Origin of the sequence: Streptomyces sp. NPDC001816 (assembly GCF_042892235.1) — a bacterium.
Lineage (GTDB): Bacteria > Actinomycetota > Actinomycetes > Streptomycetales > Streptomycetaceae > Streptomyces.
Genome location: NZ_JBIATY010000002.1, coordinates 1,004,076 through 1,022,925, shown reverse-complemented (window position 1 = coordinate 1,022,925; position 18,850 = coordinate 1,004,076). Strand labels below are relative to the sequence as shown.

18 protein-coding genes, 3 pseudogenes and 1 riboswitch are annotated in these 18,850 nt (G+C 69.0%); of the genes and pseudogenes, 6 read left to right on the top strand and 15 right to left on the bottom strand.

What is annotated here, in order from left to right; translation table 11 throughout:
• Positions 1-4: 4 nt before the first annotated feature.
• A complete protein-coding gene (locus tag ACFYZZ_RS10735; protein ID WP_389173566.1) occupies positions 5-532 on the bottom strand; it encodes a GNAT family N-acetyltransferase in 528 nt (175 codons plus the stop codon).
• A 236-nt stretch (positions 533-768) separates the two neighbouring features.
• Positions 769-902, top strand: a riboswitch (cobalamin riboswitch).
• Positions 903-1,210: 308 nt separating this feature from the next.
• Between ACFYZZ_RS10735 and ACFYZZ_RS10730 the strand changes: the two genes are divergently transcribed.
• The gene (locus tag ACFYZZ_RS10730; RefSeq protein WP_389173564.1) at positions 1,211-1,471 is read left to right on the top strand and encodes a SpoIIE family protein phosphatase; all 261 of its coding nucleotides are present in this window, start codon (positions 1,211-1,213) and stop codon (positions 1,469-1,471) included.
• An 875-nt stretch (positions 1,472-2,346) separates the two neighbouring features.
• Here ACFYZZ_RS10730 and ACFYZZ_RS10725 read toward each other — a convergent pair.
• From ACFYZZ_RS10725 to ACFYZZ_RS10680, 10 genes are all read right to left on the bottom strand, one after another.
• Positions 2,347-2,751, bottom strand: a complete 405-nt coding sequence (locus tag ACFYZZ_RS10725; protein ID WP_389173563.1) for a gas vesicle protein K — start codon at positions 2,749-2,751, stop codon at positions 2,347-2,349.
• Entirely contained in the window at positions 2,738-2,986 is a 249-nt protein-coding gene (locus ACFYZZ_RS10720; RefSeq protein ID WP_361238893.1) for a gas vesicle protein, read from the bottom strand. The genes ACFYZZ_RS10725 and ACFYZZ_RS10720 overlap by 14 nt, the downstream gene beginning before the upstream one ends.
• Positions 2,983-3,804 carry a GvpL/GvpF family gas vesicle protein gene (locus tag ACFYZZ_RS10715; RefSeq protein WP_389173561.1) on the bottom strand — a complete coding sequence of 274 codons (822 nt, stop codon included), beginning with the start codon at positions 3,802-3,804 and terminating at the stop codon, positions 2,983-2,985. The genes ACFYZZ_RS10720 and ACFYZZ_RS10715 overlap by 4 nt, the downstream gene beginning before the upstream one ends.
• A 5-nt stretch (positions 3,805-3,809) precedes the next feature.
• Positions 3,810-4,193, bottom strand: coding sequence for a gas vesicle protein GvpJ (gvpJ, locus tag ACFYZZ_RS10710; RefSeq protein WP_389173559.1), 384 nt, complete (start codon positions 4,191-4,193; stop codon positions 3,810-3,812).
• Positions 4,194-4,336: 143 nt separating this feature from the next.
• On the bottom strand, positions 4,337-5,449 hold the full coding sequence (locus ACFYZZ_RS10705; protein WP_389173557.1) for an SRPBCC family protein: 1,113 nt from the start codon (positions 5,447-5,449) through the stop codon (positions 4,337-4,339).
• Between the two features lie 16 nt (positions 5,450-5,465).
• On the bottom strand, positions 5,466-6,014 hold the full coding sequence (locus ACFYZZ_RS10700; protein ID WP_389173725.1) for an ABC transporter substrate-binding protein: 549 nt from the start codon (positions 6,012-6,014) through the stop codon (positions 5,466-5,468).
• Between the two features lie 9 nt (positions 6,015-6,023).
• Entirely contained in the window at positions 6,024-6,290 is a 267-nt protein-coding gene (locus ACFYZZ_RS10695; RefSeq protein WP_361238904.1) for a gas vesicle protein GvpG, read from the bottom strand.
• 51 nt (positions 6,291-6,341) lie between these two features.
• Positions 6,342-7,055 (bottom strand): GvpL/GvpF family gas vesicle protein, encoded by a 714-nt coding sequence (locus ACFYZZ_RS10690; protein WP_389173555.1) that lies wholly within the window; start codon positions 7,053-7,055, stop codon positions 6,342-6,344.
• A gap of 8 nt (positions 7,056-7,063) precedes the next feature.
• Entirely contained in the window at positions 7,064-7,510 is a 447-nt protein-coding gene (locus tag ACFYZZ_RS10685) for a gas vesicle structural protein GvpA (RefSeq protein WP_389173723.1), read from the bottom strand.
• A gap of 41 nt (positions 7,511-7,551) precedes the next feature.
• Positions 7,552-7,887 carry a gas vesicle protein gene (locus ACFYZZ_RS10680; protein ID WP_389173721.1) on the bottom strand — a complete coding sequence of 112 codons (336 nt, stop codon included), beginning with the start codon at positions 7,885-7,887 and terminating at the stop codon, positions 7,552-7,554.
• 352 nt (positions 7,888-8,239) lie between these two features.
• On the opposite strand from ACFYZZ_RS10680, the gene ACFYZZ_RS10675 reads away from it, so the two are divergent.
• Positions 8,240-8,476 (top strand): CsbD family protein, encoded by a 237-nt coding sequence (locus ACFYZZ_RS10675; protein ID WP_389173554.1) that lies wholly within the window; start codon positions 8,240-8,242, stop codon positions 8,474-8,476.
• A 106-nt stretch (positions 8,477-8,582) separates the two neighbouring features.
• Here the strand turns inward: ACFYZZ_RS10675 and ACFYZZ_RS10670 are convergent, their stop codons facing one another.
• Positions 8,583-11,048, bottom strand: coding sequence for a SpoIIE family protein phosphatase (locus tag ACFYZZ_RS10670; RefSeq protein ID WP_389173552.1), 2,466 nt, complete (start codon positions 11,046-11,048; stop codon positions 8,583-8,585).
• Between the two features lie 521 nt (positions 11,049-11,569).
• Between ACFYZZ_RS10670 and ACFYZZ_RS10665 the strand changes: the two genes are divergently transcribed.
• Both ACFYZZ_RS10665 and ACFYZZ_RS10660 read left to right on the top strand, forming a co-directional pair.
• Complete coding sequence (locus tag ACFYZZ_RS10665; protein WP_389173550.1) at positions 11,570-11,815, top strand: cytochrome b N-terminal domain-containing protein; 246 nt, start codon at positions 11,570-11,572, stop codon at positions 11,813-11,815.
• Between the two features lie 91 nt (positions 11,816-11,906).
• A pseudogene (locus ACFYZZ_RS10660) lies at positions 11,907-12,199 on the top strand (cytochrome b N-terminal domain-containing protein); the annotation flags it as partial.
• Positions 12,200-12,829: 630 nt separating this feature from the next.
• On the opposite strand, the gene ACFYZZ_RS10655 reads toward ACFYZZ_RS10660, so the two are convergent.
• On the bottom strand, positions 12,830-13,234 hold the full coding sequence (locus ACFYZZ_RS10655) for a cytochrome c oxidase subunit 4 (protein WP_389173548.1): 405 nt from the start codon (positions 13,232-13,234) through the stop codon (positions 12,830-12,832).
• Positions 13,231-14,777: pseudogene (locus tag ACFYZZ_RS10650) on the bottom strand (cbb3-type cytochrome c oxidase subunit I). The gene ACFYZZ_RS10655 and the pseudogene ACFYZZ_RS10650 overlap by 4 nt, the downstream one beginning before the upstream one ends.
• Positions 14,778-15,078: 301 nt before the next feature.
• Here ACFYZZ_RS10650 and ACFYZZ_RS10645 point away from each other — a divergent pair.
• Complete coding sequence (locus ACFYZZ_RS10645; RefSeq protein WP_389173547.1) at positions 15,079-16,053, top strand: L-threonylcarbamoyladenylate synthase; 975 nt, start codon at positions 15,079-15,081, stop codon at positions 16,051-16,053.
• 67 nt (positions 16,054-16,120) lie between these two features.
• Here ACFYZZ_RS10645 and ACFYZZ_RS10640 read toward each other — a convergent pair whose 3' ends face one another.
• Complete coding sequence (locus ACFYZZ_RS10640) at positions 16,121-16,762, bottom strand: carbonic anhydrase (RefSeq protein ID WP_389173545.1); 642 nt, start codon at positions 16,760-16,762, stop codon at positions 16,121-16,123.
• Positions 16,763-17,129: 367 nt separating this feature from the next.
• Here ACFYZZ_RS10640 and ACFYZZ_RS10635 point away from each other — a divergent pair.
• Positions 17,130-18,343 (top strand): annotated as a pseudogene (locus tag ACFYZZ_RS10635) (PP2C family protein-serine/threonine phosphatase).
• Positions 18,344-18,850: the final 507 nt, after the last annotated feature.

Genomic DNA, 18,850 nt, shown 5'->3' with positions numbered 1-18,850 from the left:
TCAGTCAGTCGCCCAGGACCCGCTCCCACAGCAGCCCATCCCGCCAGCTCCCGTCGAGAAAGATCGAGGAGTGTGCGACGCCGTACGGGCTGAACCCGTTGCGGCGCAGCACCCGTTGCGACGGCAGATTCTCCAGATTGGTGGACGCCTCAGCGCGGTGCAACCCGAGTTCGTCCGTCATCACCTGGAGTACAAGCCCGACGGCGCGCCCGGCGTGCCCTTGATTTTGGGCGACGCTGGCGATCCAGTAACCAACGGAACCGCGGCGAAGGTGGGGCTGCGGCAGAATGCCTCCGACGGTGACCTGCCCGATCACCCGGTCGTCGGCGAGTACCACACCCGGCCAGGCCGCGCCGGCCCGGTATCCGGCCAGCAGCCTGTCGATCCGCTCCGCCTGGCCCTCCGGGGTGAAGAAGTCGGCCGGCTGGGCCGGTTCCCACGGCCGGAAAGCCTCGAAGTCCCGCACTCTATGCGCGGCGATCGGGGCGGCATCGGCGGGCTCTATCAGGCGGATCCTGGTGCTGCTGCACATGGGCTGATCCTCGTCGCGGTGCGTCGGATGAGACCGGCCAGCCTATGCGAGCCGCCAGAGCCGACACTGCGTCATCAGGTGCTGGGTCCTCCACTGCCCAGTGGAGATCGCATGTTCGCAGCGCACAACCGTCTGGCCAAGCACTTCATTCTGAAATGATCAGTAAGACGAACGGTTCCTGCCGTCACCACGCACGGTGGCACGAGGCGGTGCAAGACCGCCGACGGTGGTCCCGCGCACCTCGCCGGGCCAGCGGTACAGTCGAGTCGAGCAGTCGCAGGGAAATCCGGTGAGAATCCGGAACTGTCCCACAACGGTGTACCTCCCTGGCCGGAGAATCCGAGGACCTGCCTGCCCGAACGAACCCGGCGCCTGGCCGGGTCCTTCGGCAGGGCACCGGGACAGCGCGCGCACGGACCTGATGCCCAACTCGGAAAGTGTTGGGCATCTTTGCTGTCGGACCCCCTATCTCCACGCCGAAGGGTTGGAGCCGCGACCGCGGACTCCTCAGCCAGGGGCGCAGCGGGCCCGCGAGCGGGAGACCGACTCGCGGACGGGCCGCGACCAGGCAGGGCGCGGCTCTACATGTGACGTCGTCCTGCTCAACCTCAGAGCGCCGAGGGCACCGGGAGGAGGAGGCAGAGTCCTCTGGAGACGGGCGCGGGGCTGCTGATCGGCATGGATGCCGAGCACCGGCGCCCGACCGCCATCGACGAGCTGCCCGCCCATTCCACCGTGTTGCTGTTCGCCAACGGACTGATCGAGCGCCGCGGCGAATCCCTCGACCACGGGCTGACCCGGCTGCGCCAGCACGCCGCCGCCCTCGCCCGCGAGCCCCTGGACGTCTTCTGCGACGAACTGCTGAGGGGGCTCGGCGCCGACAGCACCGACGACATCGCGTTGCTCGCCCTGCGCTCCACCCCACCGGCCGGCACCTGATCCGGTCGGCGCCCGCGGCCAGGTGCCGCAACCGACGTCAGGACTCTGCCCGTCCGGCGTACAACCTCTTGCCCGCCGACACTCGTTGATCTCGGCATGGCAGCACAACGACCCGACGCAGGTGCCTACTACACGCAGTGGCGGGAGCAGTTGCGGCGGGTCCTGGCATGCAGCGAGCCGGCGTTCATCAATCGCCTGGGCGTTGCCTGCGACGAGGGCGGCATGAACGAGCATCACCCGCGGTTGACGACTCGCCCGGTCCCGCCCGGATGTGATCTGTCGCCAGCTCATCCGCGACTGCCGAAGCACGGAGGCTGCCCGAACCGCTTGACACAGACAGGTGCCGGTTGAAGCAGCTCGACCGGCAGATCAGCGATGCCTTCCGCACCCAGCCGCGCCGCCGTCATCGCCCTCGCACGCCGCCGCGCCGCCGTTCTGTGGGCTCTTCTTCGCGACAACCGCCCCTTCACCACCGCGCCGCCACCAGCACGCGTAGCCACAGCAGCCTGACTCGGCCAAGACGACCAGATGGGCCACCTACCTGGCGTCAGTGATCAAGACCGTGCTTGTGCAGTGCCGCACACCGAAGATCATCAGTGCTGCTGCGAGGACGGTCGTACCCGACGCGGCTGCGTGCCACGGCCGTGGGTTCGCATTGGCCGTTCTGAGTGGGACGGCGTCACGGGCCATGTCGGAGTCCTTGTGTGGCAGGGCCATGCGTCCACCGAACGCTCGGAGCGGCGCAACCTCTCCCAGCGTGGCACGACCGTGCTCCACCGGCATCCTGAGCTGTGACGTCAGAGCCCATCCAACAGGCCGAGCCTCGGGCCGTCTCAGGGCCGTACGAGGGTGCACAACGGCGACCGACGCAGCCTTCACGGGGGAAGCAGCGTCCCCAGTGGTCCCAGGTCGATGTTGAGGTCGGCGAGCGTGAGGCCGTAGTGGTCGCAGAGTTCGGACATCCGGTCGTGGAGCAGCATCAGGGTCAGACCGAGCCGTTCTTCCTGCTCCTCGGTGAGGTCACCCTCATCGACCCGGTGCAGGGCCTGTCGCTCCATCAGCTGGCGCAGCAGCTCGACGATGGTCAGAACCAGTTTGACCAGGTCCCGTTCCACGGTGTCCGGATCGGCGCGCAGTCGCCGTGCGGCGGTCTGGCCGCGGCTGGACGTGGGCGCGGAGATCTCGTCAGGCCGGGCGGGCAGCAGTGAGAACGCCCTGCTCGCGGCCTCGGCCACCTCCCGCAGCCGGTCGGCGGGCGGCCCCTCGTCACGTCGTGTCACGGTGACCGCCCCCGCTCCTCGGCGGATACATCGTCGCCCACTCGTCGTCCAGCTGCTCGCGGATGGAGACGATCACAGCGCGCAGCGAGATCCTCACCAGGTCGATGTCGGCAATGGACAGTACAAGATCGCCAGTGAGGACCACACCGCCGCTGAGCAGCCGGTCCAGCAAATCGATCAGCGCGACTTGCGGCTGGACGACCGGGCGATCCTCGTACCCTCCGTATTGGCTCACCGCCGGCCGGCTCCCTCCTGGTGTTCGTCGAGCGCGAGGGGATCGGTGAAGGAATACGGCGCCCAGGGACCCGTGACCTCCACACGAACTCCCGGCAGATCGTCCGCGGCGTGCAGCATCCGGCTGCGGAACTCCTCCGCCAGAGTGCGGGGCACCAGATAGGCGTCGTTGGCCACGTTCTCGCCCGGCACCTGCGTCAGGCCTCCCTGCTGCGGCCGGTGCCGAGTGTGCTGCGCCGCCAGGCCGCGGGCTTGGTACTCCGTCCGCTGCACGGCCTCCTCGGCAAGCCGCCACACGTCCTCGCGAGCCTGCCGCTGATGCCGTCGGCTGCGCAGGTATGCGCGTCCGGGATTCGTGTCGTCCGCCGGATCGCCGGCGGCCGAGGGCGCGGACGGAGGCTGTGGAGGCGCCTCGGCGTACACCTTCACACCCCACTCCACGTGGTCGGTGAGCCGGTCGAGCAGCGCGGTGAAATCCGCCTCATGTTCCCTCAGCATCTCCCGCACACGGTGCTCGTCGACATACACGGTGGCCAGCCTCAGCGGCAGGACCGTGGTGTGCTCGGTCAGTGTTTCGATGACCAGGTGGTGCGCCCGGGCCGTCGCCTCCAGCCACCGCAGGTCCTCCAGGTTCGCCTTGAGGGCCGCCTCCGAGAACTCGTCCCGAGGCACCGCGCTGACCCCGGCGGCCACCGGGCCGGAACACACCAGGGTGACGGGCGCCTGGGCCACCCCGCGAACGTCGGCCAGCACCGTCCGCTCCAGTGCGGTGGATGGCGATCCCAACACCGCGTACGCGTAGCACAGCTGCTCGTCCACCGGCCTCAGCTCCGCTCCTCGTCGCCCCGGGCCCCCTCGGCGTCCCGAACCTTGCGGGGCTTACGGCGTGGTTCGGCGTGCGACTCCCGCGATTCCCTCCGGACCCGCTCGGCATCGCGGGAGCCCCGCGGGCCGCCGGCCTGGCTTCCGGCCAGCTCCCGCGGGGACTCGGCGAGTTGACTGCGCAGCTCCTCCACCTCGGCACGCAGCCGCTGGTTCTGCTCTTGGAGGCTGTGCCGGCCATCGGCGCGGGACGACAGGGCGGGATCGCGCTCCCACCAGTCGATGCCGATCTCCCTCGCCTTGTCGACGGACGCGACCAGCAGCCGGAGCTTGATGGTGAGCAGCTCGATGTCGAGCAGGTTGATCTTGATGTCTCCGACAATCACGATGCCCTTGTCCAGGACGCGTTCAAGGATGTCGGCCAGGTTTGAGCCGCCGCTCTCTTGACCGTACGGGTACAAGGCCCGCGACGACCTGGGGACGGGGGACTGTGACTCGGTCACGGCGCACTCGACCTCGTTTCGCGGATCTATGTGCGGCGCCGACGCGTCGTGGGGGCTTCTCCCTCCCCCTCGTCGTCGCGGTCGTCGGCCGCTCGCTCTTCCTCCCCGTCCTCCTCTTCGGGTTCCTCGTCCTCCTCGTACTCGTCCTCGGGCTCCTCTTCCTCCTCGTACTCGTCCTCGTCCTCTGCGGGCTCCTCTTCCTCGTCGTACTCCTCGTCGCGTACCTCGGGCTCCTCGCCCCCGGTCTCCACCTTCGCTTCCTCTGCCTCTTCCTCTTCCGCGCGGCCCTCTTCGGCCTCCTCCGCCCCGCGGACCACCTCTCCCTCCTGGATCTCCCCGCGCCAGGCGCCAGTCGCCTCGCCGCGCATCATGACGAAGGTGCGGAAGAGCTTCAGATCGAGCCGGGTACGCCGGCCCTGCGCCCGCACCAGGCCACCGACGCGCTCGACCACGCCTTTGGGGAGGTACTCCAGGACCAGCAGCACCTTGGTGAGGTTGTCCGTGAGCGGGTGGAAGGTGACGACACCCTTGGTCGTGGCCTTTTCGCCCTCGGTGGTCCAGGCGATCCGCTCGTCGGGCACCTGTTCCGTGATGATGCCCCGCCAGCGGCGGCTCGCCTTGGCGATCTGCACTTCCCAGTGGGTCGTGATGTCGTCCTCCTGCTCCACATGCTTGACACCCTTGGCGAACCGCTCGAACTCCGTGAACTGCGTCCACTGGTTGTAGGCCTCGCGTACGGGCACGCCCACGTCGATGTCCTCGATGATGGTCAGCCCCTTACCGGCGGCGTCGGGGTGCTTCTCGTGCCGCTTCCCGGTGACGTCCTTGGCCTTGTCCAGCAGCGTGTCCTTGGCGTGGGACGCCGTCGCCGTCAACGCCTCACCCGACGGCGCGCCCGCGAGGAGCTTCTTGCCGCCCTTGGCGACGGCACTGGTCAGCAGGCCGGGGCCGATGTGGGCCTCACCCAGCTTGCGCGCCCCTTCGCCCAGGCGATGGCCTACGCCTTCGAGCATCAGCTGAACGCGGGCCTCGACATAGCTTTCCAGCTCTTCCTTCAGCCGGTTCGCGCCGGGGTTCTGCCGTGCCTGCTCGCGCACCTTGCTCAGGGTGCCGGCACCTCCCGACTTGCCCTCAGCCATCATCCGGCCTCCTCCATCATGACGAGCCGCTCTTCGAGCGGCTCCCGCCGGCCGTCGTCCTCTTCCTGCGCGGCTCGTCCTTCTGATCCGACCCGCGGTGCTGCGCACTCTTCTCGCGCCCCTGGCTCCCGCGCCCCCTGCCCTCGCGTTCCGAGCTCCGGGCCCCCTCGTCCGGAGATTCCTCGTCCTGGCGCGCCTCTTGTGCGTTCTCTTCCTCTTCGTTCTCTTCGTCCAGGTCCCGCTCACCGTCCGGGTGAGCCTTCTCGTGCAGTCCCGCGGTGCGCTCGTGCAGGGCGTCGGCCAGGCGGTCGGCCTTCGCCGAAAGCACAGTGCTGGCGGCTTCCTTGCCGACCCCCGTCAGCTCGCTGCGCACTTGCTTGGTGACGTTGCTGACGAAGGGGGACTCCTGGAGGACCTTCGCGACCTGTCCTGGCTTGATCCGTGATCCGGCCAGCAGTGCACCCAGGCTCAGGGCGAGCTTTGCCTTCTTCGTCCGGCCCAGCACGTAACCGCCGAGGACAGCCGCGCCGATCTTGGCGTTGTTCATGATTCTGTCTTCCTCCATGCCCACGGCTCACAGCCCGCTTTGCCCGCCGCGCCTCAGCTGGTAGGCCCTGATGTCCTCCATGTGGTGCAACAGTTCCTCCTCGCGCCGTGCGAACTCCTCGTCGTCGATACGGCCTTCCGTCCGCGCGCGCTCCAGGTTCACGAGTTCTTCCTGTACGGGAGCAGGGTCGTAGAACTCCTCCTCAGCCGCACGAGCGACCTTGTCCAGCACCCAGCCGACGCCCCGCAGGGGAGCCAATGGAAGTGCCAGGATCTCGGTGACCAGTCCTGCCATTCCTCCTCCTTGTGACTCGTGCTGTCACCGCAGCGGTCCGTCGCAACGGGCTCAGGTGAAGCTGTACGGCGGCAGCGGTCCCCGTACCCGCAGTTCGATGTCCTCCCCGTAGCGCTCTGCCAACTCCCGCGCGGCCTGGGTGAACTCCTCGGACTGTTTGCCGTCCACCAGGAAGGACACGTTCACGAAGTACTGCTGTGAAGGCTCGGCCAGCCGTTCGGCCACTGCCAGCGGCCTCAGGGCGGCGACGACGTCGGCGGCGAGTGCCTCCTGCCGGCTCTGCACCTCTTGTGCCACGAGTTGGCCGAGCGCCAGCCGGTCCTCCTGTGTTCCGCCACCCTCGCGGGTCGCCTCGTTCAGCGCGCGGGCCTGTTCGTTCTCCTCGAGGATGGCGCGCAGGACCGCCTCCTCGCTCTGGATGCCCTTGACGTTGAACTCCGCCCGCCCGGTGAGCTCATCGAGGCGCTGGGAGAACTCCTGGGCCTGCTGCTCCAGCACGGCCCGTACGGCGTCCTCGTCCGGAGCGACGAACCCGAAACTCAACGGCAGGATGGTGCCCGCGGCCCACAGGTGCTCCTGGACCCCGAGATGCGCGTCCAAGTCCCGGCGTGTGACGGAAAGGTCCTCCGGGGTCTCACTGACGACAGCGCACAGCTCGTCGCTGCACACAGAGTGCAACTCGGTGGGTGTTTCGCCCACGCCCTTGATACCGTCCAGGTCCAGTGGATGCCCGGACTTGGTGATCGCGTACACGTACACGGACATGGGCTCGCTCACTCCTCCCGGTCCTTTGGGGCACGGCGGCTCGAGCCGCGTTCGGCGTGCTCGTGCTCCTTCTCACGCTTGCGGTCGCTGTCGTCCCCACGCCCCTTGTGGAGCGATTCGGCGAATGCGTCGACGGCGCCGGTCAGCGCCCCTTTGGCCTTCCCTTGAGCGCCTCCTTCCTCGACGCTCTGGACAACGTCCGTCAGCTGGGCGGGGGCCTTGCGGCCCGATTCCAGATCCAGCCGGTTGCAGGCCTCGGCGAAGCGCAGATACGAGTCCACGCTGGCGACGACGACGCGTGCGTCGACCTTCAGGATTTCGATGCCCACAAGGGACACCCGTGCGAACACGTCGATGACCAGGCCTCGGTCCAGGACGAGTTCCAGCACGTCGTACAAGGTGCCCGATCCGCCACCCGCCGGCGCGGCCACACCACCTTCGCCTTGCGGCACCACAGTCACGGTCTTGTTCTCCTCACGCGAACGGTGAGCCGCTGTCAGCGGCCCTGTCTGTTTCTGTCGGTCTGCGCGCGGGTGTAGCGGCGTGTTCGCTCGTACGCCACCAGCTGGCCGGCGGGGTCCAGAGCGACCTTGTAGCTGGCCATCACGCTGCTCGTGTCGGGGACGCGCTCCAACTCCACGACCTCGACCTCGGCCTCCCAACCGTCATCGGTCGGTTTCAGTGCGGAAACGGACTCTGGAGCCCGCCCCAGCAACTCGGCCAGCTGCTGGGCCGCTCCCCGCATGGCCTCGGTCGCCGACGCCCGCTGCGGGGTCGCCTTCGCCTTTCGTGACGAGGGACGTGCCTCTTCCCGCTCATCCTCGCTCGTGATCGTTCACCCGCTTCCTCTGTTTCCATCATCAGCCTCGGCCACGGCACCTGCCGCTCGCCGATCAGGCGCCGAGTACCCACGTTCGCGACATGCACAGAAATTCCGGAAGAAAATTTCGGGGAATTTGTTCCATCGCCGACGGCGGCCCTGCTACACGGAATTCTGGACAGGCCGGATCGGGACGGCAGTGAGGTTCGCCGAATGCCCGACGGTGAGTAGTCGACAGAGCGGAATGTGTAGCCGATGTCCTCACCGCGCCGGAAGTCGGCATCAGTCCGGGTTTGAGGCGTACCGGCTGAGGTAATCGGATGGCCTGGGAAAGCCGGAATCCTCTGACAAGGGGCTGATCCAGATGTCTGCTCAGGGAAAGAAGATCCGGGGCAAGGCTCAGGAAACGAAGGGCAAGGTCGAGGAAGCGGCCGGACGTGCCACCGGTGACGAGGAACTGCGCGGCAAAGGCGTGGGAGACCGCATCGCGGGAAAGACCCGGCAGCAGGCCGGTGAGGCGGGCCAGACAGTGCGCGGGACGGCCGAGGAAATCAAGGGGAAAGGGGAGCAGATGAAGGGACGGGCCCGCAAGAACATGTGAGGCGCGTCCCGCGGATCGAGAGCGAACACGCCTTGGGTGGCCGAGGCCGGTGTCGCCGGTCACGAACAGCGGCGACATCGTCGCACCTCCTGCTGGATCGCCGACTTCACTGATCGGCACAGGGACGCGGATCCGCGCGCCGCGGCACGTGGATGTCCAGAACACAGATGTCGTCGCGGCGGTGCGGCCGCATCGCGGCCAGGGACGTGGCGAGGGTTTCACCATGGCCCTCGCGCAAGAGCCGCAGCGTGGTCTCGGCGAACCGTTCCAGGCCGGCGTCGATGTCCTCGCCCGGGTCCTCCACGAGGCCGTCCGTGTAGAGCAGGAGGTGGTCTTCCGGCAGCAGGTCGAGCACCGACTGCCCGTACGACGGCTCACGGGAGGCGCCGAGGAGGATGCCCTCGGGCTGCGGGAGGAACGTCGCCTCACCGCCACGGATCAGCAAGGGCGGCAGATGGCCCGCCCTGCCCCAGGTCAGACGGCGGTTCCGGGGGCTGTAGTAGGCCATGACCACGGTGGCGGTGGAGCCGTACTCGTTCTCGGGCGTATGGAGCATGAGGGCGTTCAGACGCTGAAGGACGTCGGGCAGTGATGATCCTGTGACGGCCATGCCCTTCGCGGTGAACCTCAGCTGGGCCATCGTGCCGACCGCGGCGAGGCTGTGACCGGCGACGTCGCCGACGACGAACAGCGCGCTCCTGTCGGGAAGTTCGATGGCGCTGTACCAGTCGCCACCGACGTTCACCCCTCTGTCGGCGGCGACGTAGGCGACGTTCACGCACACGTCGGCCAGTTCCAGTGACTGCTCGGGGATCGGCAGCAGGGTTTCCCGGAGCCGGTCGGCGAGCGCGCGTTCGGCCTGGAGCATGCCGCGCTGCACGAGGACGGCGCGTTCGCTCTCCCCCAGGGCGATCTCGGCATCGCGCAGCGCCGTGAGGTCCTGGAGGAAGCCGTGCACTTCGACGGCGGCGCCGTCTGCGTCCGTCTGCGCCTCCGCGACGATGCGCAGGTGCCGTACCCCGTTCGCGACGGCGATGCGGAAAGGCTCGTCGATGGGCATGCCGTGATCGAGCAGCCTTCGTACGGCCTCGGCCAGGCCTGGCCGATCGTCCGGCACCACGTGCTCGGGCAGTGCCTCCAGGGCGATGGGTCCCTTGACGGGGGCACGGCCGAAGGTGGTGTAGACCTGATCCGACCAGGTGATGCGGCCTGTCATCAGATTCCAGTTCGCCCAGCCGAGGTTGCCCAGTCGCTGCAGCTCGGCGAGGCGGCGGTCCTCCCGTTCGCGCGTGTCCTGGCAGGTCCAGGACACCACCAGGCGGCCCCCCAGCCGTGATGCCCGCACCGCATAGGTGGACTCGAGCGGGACACCGGCGAGTACCTCCCGGTATCTGAATGGTCCGCTTTCGTAGACGGAACCCGTCAGCAGGGTTGCCAGGTACCCGCTCCAGACGGGGGTGCCCGCCATGGTCGGATACGTTTCCAGGACCCTTCGGCCCACCAGTTCCTTACCCCGGCGTCCGGCCACGTCGACCGATTCGGGTGCCGCCGCGTCGATGCGGAAGTCCTCCACGGCGCCGGTCGGTGCCCGCAGCGGGGTCAGCAGGACCGCTGGTCCGGTCAGGGCGTCGAAGATCCGCTGGACCTCGGCCGTCGGGACCTCGCCGACCGGGTCGACCGGGTCGACAGCGTGTGTACGCCGACCCCGGCCCGCGTTGAGCGGTTCGGCGCACAGCCTCACGGCCCGGCGCAGCAGGGTCCGCGATCTCGCGTCGAACGGGGCGCGGCAGGTCCGAAAGAGCCCGACGACGGCCGCTGCCGGCCCCTTTCCCGGTACGGGGAGCCAGGCGCGGGTCGGCCACCGCCCGGCCGGGTCGGCGATGAGCAGGTAGCGCGAGGCGTCCTGCCCCGGATACTCCAGCCACAGCGCCTCCCCATGGGCGACCGCCGCCAGGCCCGCGAACCCGGCAAGTGGTGGGACGTGGCTCCACTGCTCGGCCGTGGTGTCGTCGATCCCGGAGTACCCCACGAGTTCCAGGCTTCCGGTGGCCGCCATGCTGTAGATCACGACGGCATCCACGTGCTCGAGGCCGCCGAGCGCCCTCTGGAGCAGTTCCGCCACATCGTCCGGCGTGCGGGCGCCGACAAGGGCCTCGGCGATCTCGGCCAGCACGTTCGTGCGGCTCGCGCCGACCGCCGTCTTACCGGCCAGGTATGTGCCGGCAGTCAACGGCGAGAGCCCGGTGTCCGGGGTCGTGCCGGTCGGCGGGTCGATCGCGGTCTCCACCGATGGGTGGGCGGAGCCCCGGCCGATGCGGCCCAAGGTGATCCAGCACTCCTCCAACAGGGTGCGTCCGCGCCGCTCGGCACGTGTGCGCAGACGCTCGTACGCCGCGTCCGACGACACGCCTTCCTGGGCCATGACGACGCCCTTGGCGCGTTCCACGACGGCCGTCGTCGCGGCCAGGTCTGCCAGCTCCGCGGCCTCGGCGCGCAGCCTGGTGACGACCTTGGCCAAGGCCAGTACCTCAGGTATGGCACCGTCGCCCTGGAGCGCGGGATCGCTCTCCACCCTCTGAGCATGCCACGCAGTCTCGCGAATGCCTTGGCGAAGGATACGGCGGAGCTGTGAAGGGGGCCCACTCGCTCAGGGCCGTCCGCGCGCACGCCGGACGCGTCGCATCCGGCTGCCCTCGCCGCACCGTTCTCGGTGAGCTCTTTGCCGCGCGCGCCCGGCGGCCATGTCATCCGATCGGGTGCCGCGCCCACGTCGCACGAGTGTTTCGCGGCGCAGGGACAGCCTGCACACCCACTGCTGGGCAAGGGGTGACGAGAACGGGTCCGTACGGGGGCGGAGGGAGGCGTCCTGTGAAGCGTGAGGGGTGCGGCTCGGCCGTCGGGCACGGCACGGACCCACTGTGACGGCGCCGCGAGGAAGGCCAGCCGCCGAGCGCGTCGCCGACGCGGTGGACGAGCGGGCTTCCGATGTACGACCGCGGCGCCGCACTGTTGCGCAAGGCGTTCCCCGACCACTGATCCTTCCTCCTCGGGGAGCAGGCTCTCTACAGCCTGATCGTTCTCGTCCTGACCGGTGTGTGGCTGACGCTGTTCTTCCAGCCGGACATGCACGAGGTGATCTACGGCGGTGGGTATGTGCCGTTGCGGGGCGTGCCCATGTCCGCGGCCTTCGACTCCACGCTGCACATCAGCTTCGACGTGCGCGGTGGTCTCCTGATGCGGCAGACGCACCACTGGGCGGCGCTCGTGTTCGTCGGCGCGATCGGGGTGCACATGATGCGGATCTTCTTCACCGGCGCCTTCCGCCGGCCGAGGGAATGAACGGGGTCATCGGCGTCACCCTGCTGGTACTCGCCCTCGCCGAGGGTTTCGCGGCTACTCGCTCCCCGACGACCTGCTGTCCGGCACGGGTATGCGTATCGCGCAGGGCATCATGCTCTCCCTGCAGGTCATGGGGACGTACGTGAGCCTTTTCGTCTTCGGGGCCGAAACCCCGGCCAGGACATCGTGCCGCGGCTGTACAGCGCGCATGTGCTGCTGTTGCCGGGCGCGCTGATCGCGCTCGTCACCGTCCATCTGATCCTGGTGTTCCACCTCAAGCACACGCAGTGGCTCGGCCCGGGCCGGTCGAACCGCAACGCCGTCGGCAAGCCCATGTTCCCGCAGTTCACGGCCTCCTCCGGCGGTCTCTCCCTCATGGTCGCCGGGTGGCTGTTCCTCCTGGGCAGCCTCGCGCAGATCAACCCCGTGTGGGTGTACGGACCGTACCGGCCCGACCAGGCCTCGACCGGCTCCCAGCCCGCCTGGTATGTCGGCTTCCTGGAAGGGGCGCTGCGGCTCGTGCCGCCGTGGGAGACCGATGTCGCCGGCCACACGTTCATGTGGAACGTGCTGTTGCCCGCCGTCGTCCTGCCCGGGCTGCTGTTTCTCGTGCTCTATGCCTACCCCTTCGTCGAACAGCGGCTGACGCGGGAGGGGGAGCGCGAGCGCCATCTGTGCGACCGGCCGCGCGAGCGGCCCGTTCGTACCGGGCTCGGCGTGGCGGGCTTCACCTTCTACGGTGTCCTGCTGCTGGCGGGCGGCAACGACGTGATCGCGGCCAGTTTCCGGATGTCCGTCAACACTCTGACCTGGATCTTCCGCGTCGCGCTGGTGATAGGGCCCGTGCTCGCGTTCCTGCTCACCCGGCGGCTGTGCACGGCTCTGCTGGCGGCGGAGCGGGAGCGGCTCGCCGAGGGAGTGGAGAGCGGAGAGGTGCGGCAGAACACGTCGGGGGCTGTGAGAGCTCCCATGTACCCGTCGAGAGGTTTCGCCCGGGCGCCCCCAGGGCAGCGCTCAGCGCCGCTCCCCCGGAACCCGGCGCGCGTACTGGAACACCAGACCCAGGACGCCACGCGCCAGAACACCGAAACCGATGAGGAACAGCCACAGCCCGTAGACCACGCCGATGCACAGCAGCGCGAAGCCCAGCGCCGTCAGGATCGGCCACACGCTCTCCGGCGGGAAGAACTCCAGCGGACCTGCGGCATCGACGACTTCGGCATCACGGCGGTCCTGCGGGCGGGGCCCCTTGCGCCGGTACTGCACGAAGCAGAAGAAGGACACCACGGCGGCCATCAGGCACGCGACGACGAGCGCGGCCGTGCCGGCCGGGTCCGCGTGGGACCACCAGGCGTAGAGGGCGGCCGAACCGCCGAAGAACACGGCGACACCGCAGAAGAGCGCGGACTCGGCCTTCATCGGCGCCCTCCCGTCTCGAGCGGCCGGCCGATCTCCGGATGGTGCAGGTCGGAAGCGGGCGACTCCGACCGGATACGCGGAAGCGCGACGAAGTTGTGCCGCGGGGGCGGTGAGGAGGTCGCCCATTCCAGGGCGCGGCCGTACCCCCAGGGATCGTCCAGGGTGACTCGCTCACCGTACCTGGCGGTGTGCCAGACGTTGTACAGGAACGGCAGGGTCGAGACGCCGAGCAGGAACGAGCCGAAGGACGACACGGACTTCAGCAGGGTGAAGCCGTCGGCGGGCAGGTAGTCGGCGTACCGGCGGGGCATGCCCTCCACGCCGAGCCAGTGCTGGACGAGGAACGTCGGCTGGAACGCGGGGAACAGCAGCCAGAAGTGCAGCATTCCGAGCCGCTCGTCCAGGAGTCTGCCAGTGAACTTGGGCCACCAGAAAGAGAATCCTGCGAACATCGCGAAGACCACGGTCTCGAACAGGACGTAGTGCAGGTGGGCGACGATGAAGTACGAGTCGGTGGCGTGGAAGTCGAGCGGCGGCGAGGCGATGAGCACCCCGCTCAGCCCGCCCAGCAGGAACGACACCATGAAGCCCAGAGACCACAGCATCGGGTCTCGAACGACAGGGACCCGTTGTGCATGGTGCCGATCCAGGCGAAGAACTTGATTCCCGTCGGCACCGCGATGAGGCACGACATCAGGGAGAAGAACAGCAGCACGGCGCCGGTGGCGAACATGTGGTGCGCCCACACCACGGCGGACAGGATGGTGATGGTGATCGTCGCGCCGATCATCGGCAGATAGCCGAAGAGCGGCTTGCGGGAGAACACCGGGATGATCTCCGAGACGATGCCGAAGAACGGCAACGCGACGATGTAGACCTCCGGGTGCCCGAAGAACCAGAACAGGTGCTGCCACAGAATCGCCCCGCCGTCCGCCGCGTCGAAGACCTGGGCGCCGAACTTGCGGTCCGCCTCCAGTACGAGCAGCGCGGCCGTGAGCACCGGGAAGGCCGGCAGGATCAGGATCGAGGTGAACAGCACATTCCAGGTGAACATCGGCATCCGGAACATCGTCATGCCAGGGGCACGCAGGCACAGGGTGGTGGCGATGAAGTTGACCGCGCCGAGGGTGGTGGACAGATCGGTCACCACCAGCCCCATCACCCACAGATCACCGCCCGCGCCCGGGGAGTGGTACGCGCTGTTCAGCGGCGCGTACGCGAACCAGCCGAAGGCGGCCGCGCCGCCCGGCACCAGGAAGCCGGAGACGACCATCAGGCCACCGAACAGGTACATCCAGTACGACAAGGCGTTCAGCCGCGGAAAGGCCACGTCCGGGGCACCGATCTGCAATGGCATCACGGCATTCGTGAAGCCGGCGAACATCGGCGTCCCGAACAGCAACATCATGATCGTGCCGTGGATGGTGAAGAGTTGGTTGTAGCCGCTCTCACTCACGAACTGCAGTCCCGGCCGGGCGAGTTCCGCGCGCATCATGAGGCCCAGCAGGCCGCCCAGGAGGAAGAAGCAGAACGCCGTCACCATGTACAGCTGACCGATCACCTTGTGATCGGTCGTCACGGCCCAATTCAGCAGCGTCCGGCCCAGCGGCGATGCCTGCGGTGCGCCGACCGATCGACAACAGCGACTTGCTGCTGAAGATGCTCAAGTCCGTGGAGCTGTAGGGCCTCTACGCTGCGCGGAGCTGACCCGGTGGTGGTCCTTCGCGCCACTGGGACGGCTTGCGTGTCCGGGCTCACGCCGTGCCGTCGGCCTTGGTGCCGTCGTTAGGCGCCGACGAGACCACGGGATGTGGGGGCAGGACAGCGAGAGGATGGGAAGCGTGATGACAAGGACGAGTGACATCGAGAAGGCAGCAGGTGTGCTCCGCGCCGGAGGCCTCGTGGCCTTCCCGACCGAAACCGTCTACGGTTTGGGTGCCAACGCCGAGGATCCCGCCGCTGTCTCGCGCATCTTTCAGGTCAAGGGGCGTCCGCCCTCCCACCCGCTGATCGTCCACCTTGACGGCGCGGAGCACCTGGACGACTGGGTCGAGGACGTGCCGGCGACGGCGCGCCTGTTGGCCGAACGCTTCTGGCCAGGGCCCCTCACACTGGTCCTGCGGCGCGGTCGCCGGGTGCCCCTCGAAGCCACTGGTCGCCTTCAGACGGTGGCCGTGCGCGTGCCCGACCACCCCGTCGCACTCGCGCTGCTCGCGGCCTTCGGCGGCGGTGTCACGGCCCCGTCCGCCAACCGCTTCGGCCAGGTCAGCCCCACCACCGCGAACCACGTCCGTGCCGAGCTCGGTGATGCCGTCGACTTCGTGCTGGACGGCGGTCCCTGCGAGGTCGGCGTCGAGTCGACCATCGTCGACGCCACGGGCGAGATCCCGAGCATCCTGCGGCCCGGCGGGGTGACGCACGAGGACCTCGAAGCGGTGCTGGGATACCCGCTCGCGGTCCCCTCGACCAGCCGCGTTCGAGTGCCCGGCCAGCATCCGTCCCACTACGCGCCGCGTGCACGGGTCGTCCTCGTCGAGCCCGAGAAGGTCGTCGCCGAAGCGGACCTCGCGCAGGAGCTGGGACACCAGGTGGGCGTTCTTCTTCCCCCGTCCTTCACCGACGCCCCGGTGAAGGCGCACGCCGTGGTGCCGGTCCCCGGTTCGCCAGCCGCCTACGCGCGCGGGTTGTACAGGTTCCTGCGCGAGCTCGACCAGCGGGGCTGCGACCTCATCGTCGCCTCCTTGCCCGCGGAGGAGGGGCTGGGACTTGCGATCGCCAACCGGCTCCGCCGCGCCGCAGGGCCCCGGCCCACCGAGTGACCAGCACCGACGCCGTACTTGGGCCCTCCGACCGGCACATCATGCTGAGCAGCCACCGCCGGGACGGTCAGGACACGGCGGGGACCGCCGCATCCAGACCGCGGGCTGCGACGAGCTGTGCACTGCCGTCGGCCAGGCGATAGCACAGGCCCACCACGGCGGCCTGGCCGGCGGCTACCTTGTCGGCCAGCACCCGGGAGCGGTCCAGCAGCAGGTCGACGGTGTGCCTTATGTGCTCGGCGAGGATCTCCTCCGGCTCCACGTGTCCGGCAGCCCGCGCCGCCAGCACGCTGGGGGTCACCCGCTCGACGACATCCCGGACGTATCCGGCCGGTGCCATGCCGTCCTCCAACGCGGCGCACGCTGCACCGACCGCACCGCACGAGTCATGACCGAGCACCACGACCAGCGGACAGCCCAGCACGTCCACGCCGTACTCGATGCTGCCCAGCACCTCCGCACCCAGGACGTGGCCCGCGGTGCGCACCACGAACAGGTCGCCCAGGCCGCGATCGAAAATGATCTCGGCGGCCAGCCGGGAGTCGGAACAACCGAACAACACGGCGAAGGGCTGCTGTGCAGGCGCGATCTCTGCGCGCCGGGTGGCGTCCTGGTTCGGGTGTTCGGGGGAGCCCGTCACAAAGCGTCGGTTTCCGGCCAGCAGCAGCTCGAAGGCGTCGTGGGGCATCGGGGCCTGGATCTCGGTCATGGCTGCAGCCTAGGACCCGGCGCCGGCGGTCGCACCGCTCAGCTCCGCCGCGGCGCGCCGGGCAAGGCCACGCTGGCGGCGTGGGCTTCCCCAGGCGCTGGGCCAAGGCGGCCTCGACGCGGGACCGCCGAGCACGCACCGCCGCCCCCCGGCTCAGGCGTCCATCCCGAAGAGGAGCAGCGACACGCTATGGGCGTGCACCGGGCGATCAAGAGCACGGTGGCCGCCCCATCGCGGGGTGAGGAGCGCCTTCCCCGAGTGGCCTACCCGTGTGTTGGGACCGCCCTGGCCACCGTCTCGCCCTCGCCGCGATCGTGCCTGACATGAGAGAGCACGGGAGCGTTGTGAGACTGGGCCCGGAAGGGTGATGCCAGTGTCGGACCCACCGCACGCGTCCTCTGGTCCCGACACCGCCATCGACGAACATCGGCTGGAAGATCTGATCATCGAGGCGCAGACGGCCCTACCCGTTGAACTGCCCGGCCTGGCGAACCGGTGCGCCTCGGCCCTCGGTCTGCGCACCGCGCTGATCTACCTCGCCGATCTGCAACAAGGGCTGCTGATCCCCCTCGACGAGGCCTTGGAGCCGCTGCCCGTGGAGGGCTCGTCGGCCGGCTGGGCGTACCGCACATTGTCGCCGCGGGTGGCCGAGGCCGACGACGACCTGATCGTTTGGATGCCTTTGGTCGACGGTGCGGAGCGGCTGGGCGTCCTGGCGGTGCGGACCGCCTCGCTCGACGGGGTGCGGATGCGCCGCAGCCGGATACTGGCCCACCTGTTCGCCATGCTGATCACCTCCAAGCGTGCCTACAGCGACTGGCTCGCCGCCCGTACCCGCACCGCGACCATGGCTCTGCCCGCCGAGATGCTGCGGGCCTTCCTGCCACCGCGCACGATCGGCAGCATCAGGTGCGTCTCGACCGCGGTCCTGGAACCGGCGTACGACATCGCAGGGGATGCCTTCGACCACTCGGTGGTCAAGAACGTGCTGCACACCATGATCCTCGACGCCATGGGGCACGACCTGACCGCCGGCCTGACCACGTCGGTCGCCATGGCGGCGGCTCGCAACGCCCGCCGCGGCGGGCACGACCTGGCCGACGTCGTGGGCTCCGTCGACCAGGCGCTCGCCGAGTGGCTGCCCGACCAGTTCTGCACCGGCGTGCTGTGTCGGCTCGACGGGGAGACCGGGGTGCTGCGTTGGGTCAATTGCGGTCATCCCCCACCGCTGCTGATCCGCGGCGAGCAGGTGCTCGCCGGGGCGCTGGACAGCCCGCCGCAGCCGCCGATCGGCCTGGCCGGTCCACTCGCCCCGGCAGCCCGGAAGGTCCACGAGACGACGCTGGAACCGGGTGACTGCGTCCTGCTCTACACCGACGGTGTCGTGGAGGCTCGCGACGCGGCCGGTGCGGAGTTCGGCCTCGACCGGTTCACGGATTTCATCATCCGTTCCAACGCCGCCGGACAGCGCCCGGCCGAAGTGTTGCGGCTGCTCATCCACCCATCCTCGACTACCAGCGCAACCAACTGCGGGACGATGCGACAATCCTGCTCTTCGAATGGCGCCCGCAGTACCTGTGACGCGGCACCGCGCCAAGCCTCGCGGTACGGGGATGCCGCGGTCCTTCGGCGCGAGGTCGGCGGGTGAGTCGTCGGCGAGGATTTTCGGCCATTCGCTGTGGTTTCCCCTTACGACGACGCTGCGGGCCGAGGCATGTGGGGCCCCGGCGGCACAAGTGCCGCTGTAGCTGGCGGCGCGGCCGGCCCGGTCCGTGCTGGGCACCGCTTTGGGGCGTACCCTGCTCGGCACGCTTCTCCCCTACCCGCAGGTCCACTACGCCCTTGTGAGCCCGCGTCAGCCGGCCACTCGTCCTGATCGGTGCGGGTGAGGGGGTCGCCACGACCGTGCTTCCGGCCCTCGTGCTCCGCGTGGTCCCATCCCGGACTGTGGAAGGTCGCCCCCCGCCGTCGGGTCGATGCTGACCGTGGTGCTCGTCCGTAACGGACGGCCGTCCGGACCGGATCGCCCCCAAGAGGCGGCGGAACCTCGACGTCGACAGCGCCGGGCTTCGCTGATCCGCCCGGCTA

What these genes read in the sequence shown, in the direction of transcription:
- ACFYZZ_RS10700 (WP_389173725.1), bottom strand. Translation starts at nt 6,014, where the DNA reads ATGGAGGAAGACAGAATCATGAACAACGCCAAGATCGGCGCGGCTGTC.
- ACFYZZ_RS10735 (WP_389173566.1), bottom strand. Translation starts at nt 532, where the DNA reads ATGTGCAGCAGCACCAGGATCCGCCTGATAGAGCCCGCCGATGCCGCC.
- ACFYZZ_RS10730 (WP_389173564.1), top strand. Translation starts at nt 1,211, where the DNA reads ATGGATGCCGAGCACCGGCGCCCGACCGCCATCGACGAGCTGCCCGCC.
- ACFYZZ_RS10655 (WP_389173548.1), bottom strand. Translation starts at nt 13,234, where the DNA reads ATGAAGGCCGAGTCCGCGCTCTTCTGCGGTGTCGCCGTGTTCTTCGGC.
- ACFYZZ_RS10695 (WP_361238904.1), bottom strand. Translation starts at nt 6,290, where the DNA reads ATGGCAGGACTGGTCACCGAGATCCTGGCACTTCCATTGGCTCCCCTG.
- ACFYZZ_RS10640 (WP_389173545.1), bottom strand. Translation starts at nt 16,762, where the DNA reads ATGACCGAGATCCAGGCCCCGATGCCCCACGACGCCTTCGAGCTGCTG.
- ACFYZZ_RS10690 (WP_389173555.1), bottom strand. Translation starts at nt 7,055, where the DNA reads ATGTCCGTGTACGTGTACGCGATCACCAAGTCCGGGCATCCACTGGAC.
- ACFYZZ_RS10705 (WP_389173557.1), bottom strand. Translation starts at nt 5,449, where the DNA reads ATGGCTGAGGGCAAGTCGGGAGGTGCCGGCACCCTGAGCAAGGTGCGC.
- ACFYZZ_RS10675 (WP_389173554.1), top strand. Translation starts at nt 8,240, where the DNA reads ATGTCTGCTCAGGGAAAGAAGATCCGGGGCAAGGCTCAGGAAACGAAG.
- ACFYZZ_RS10645 (WP_389173547.1), top strand. Translation starts at nt 15,079, where the DNA reads ATGACAAGGACGAGTGACATCGAGAAGGCAGCAGGTGTGCTCCGCGCC.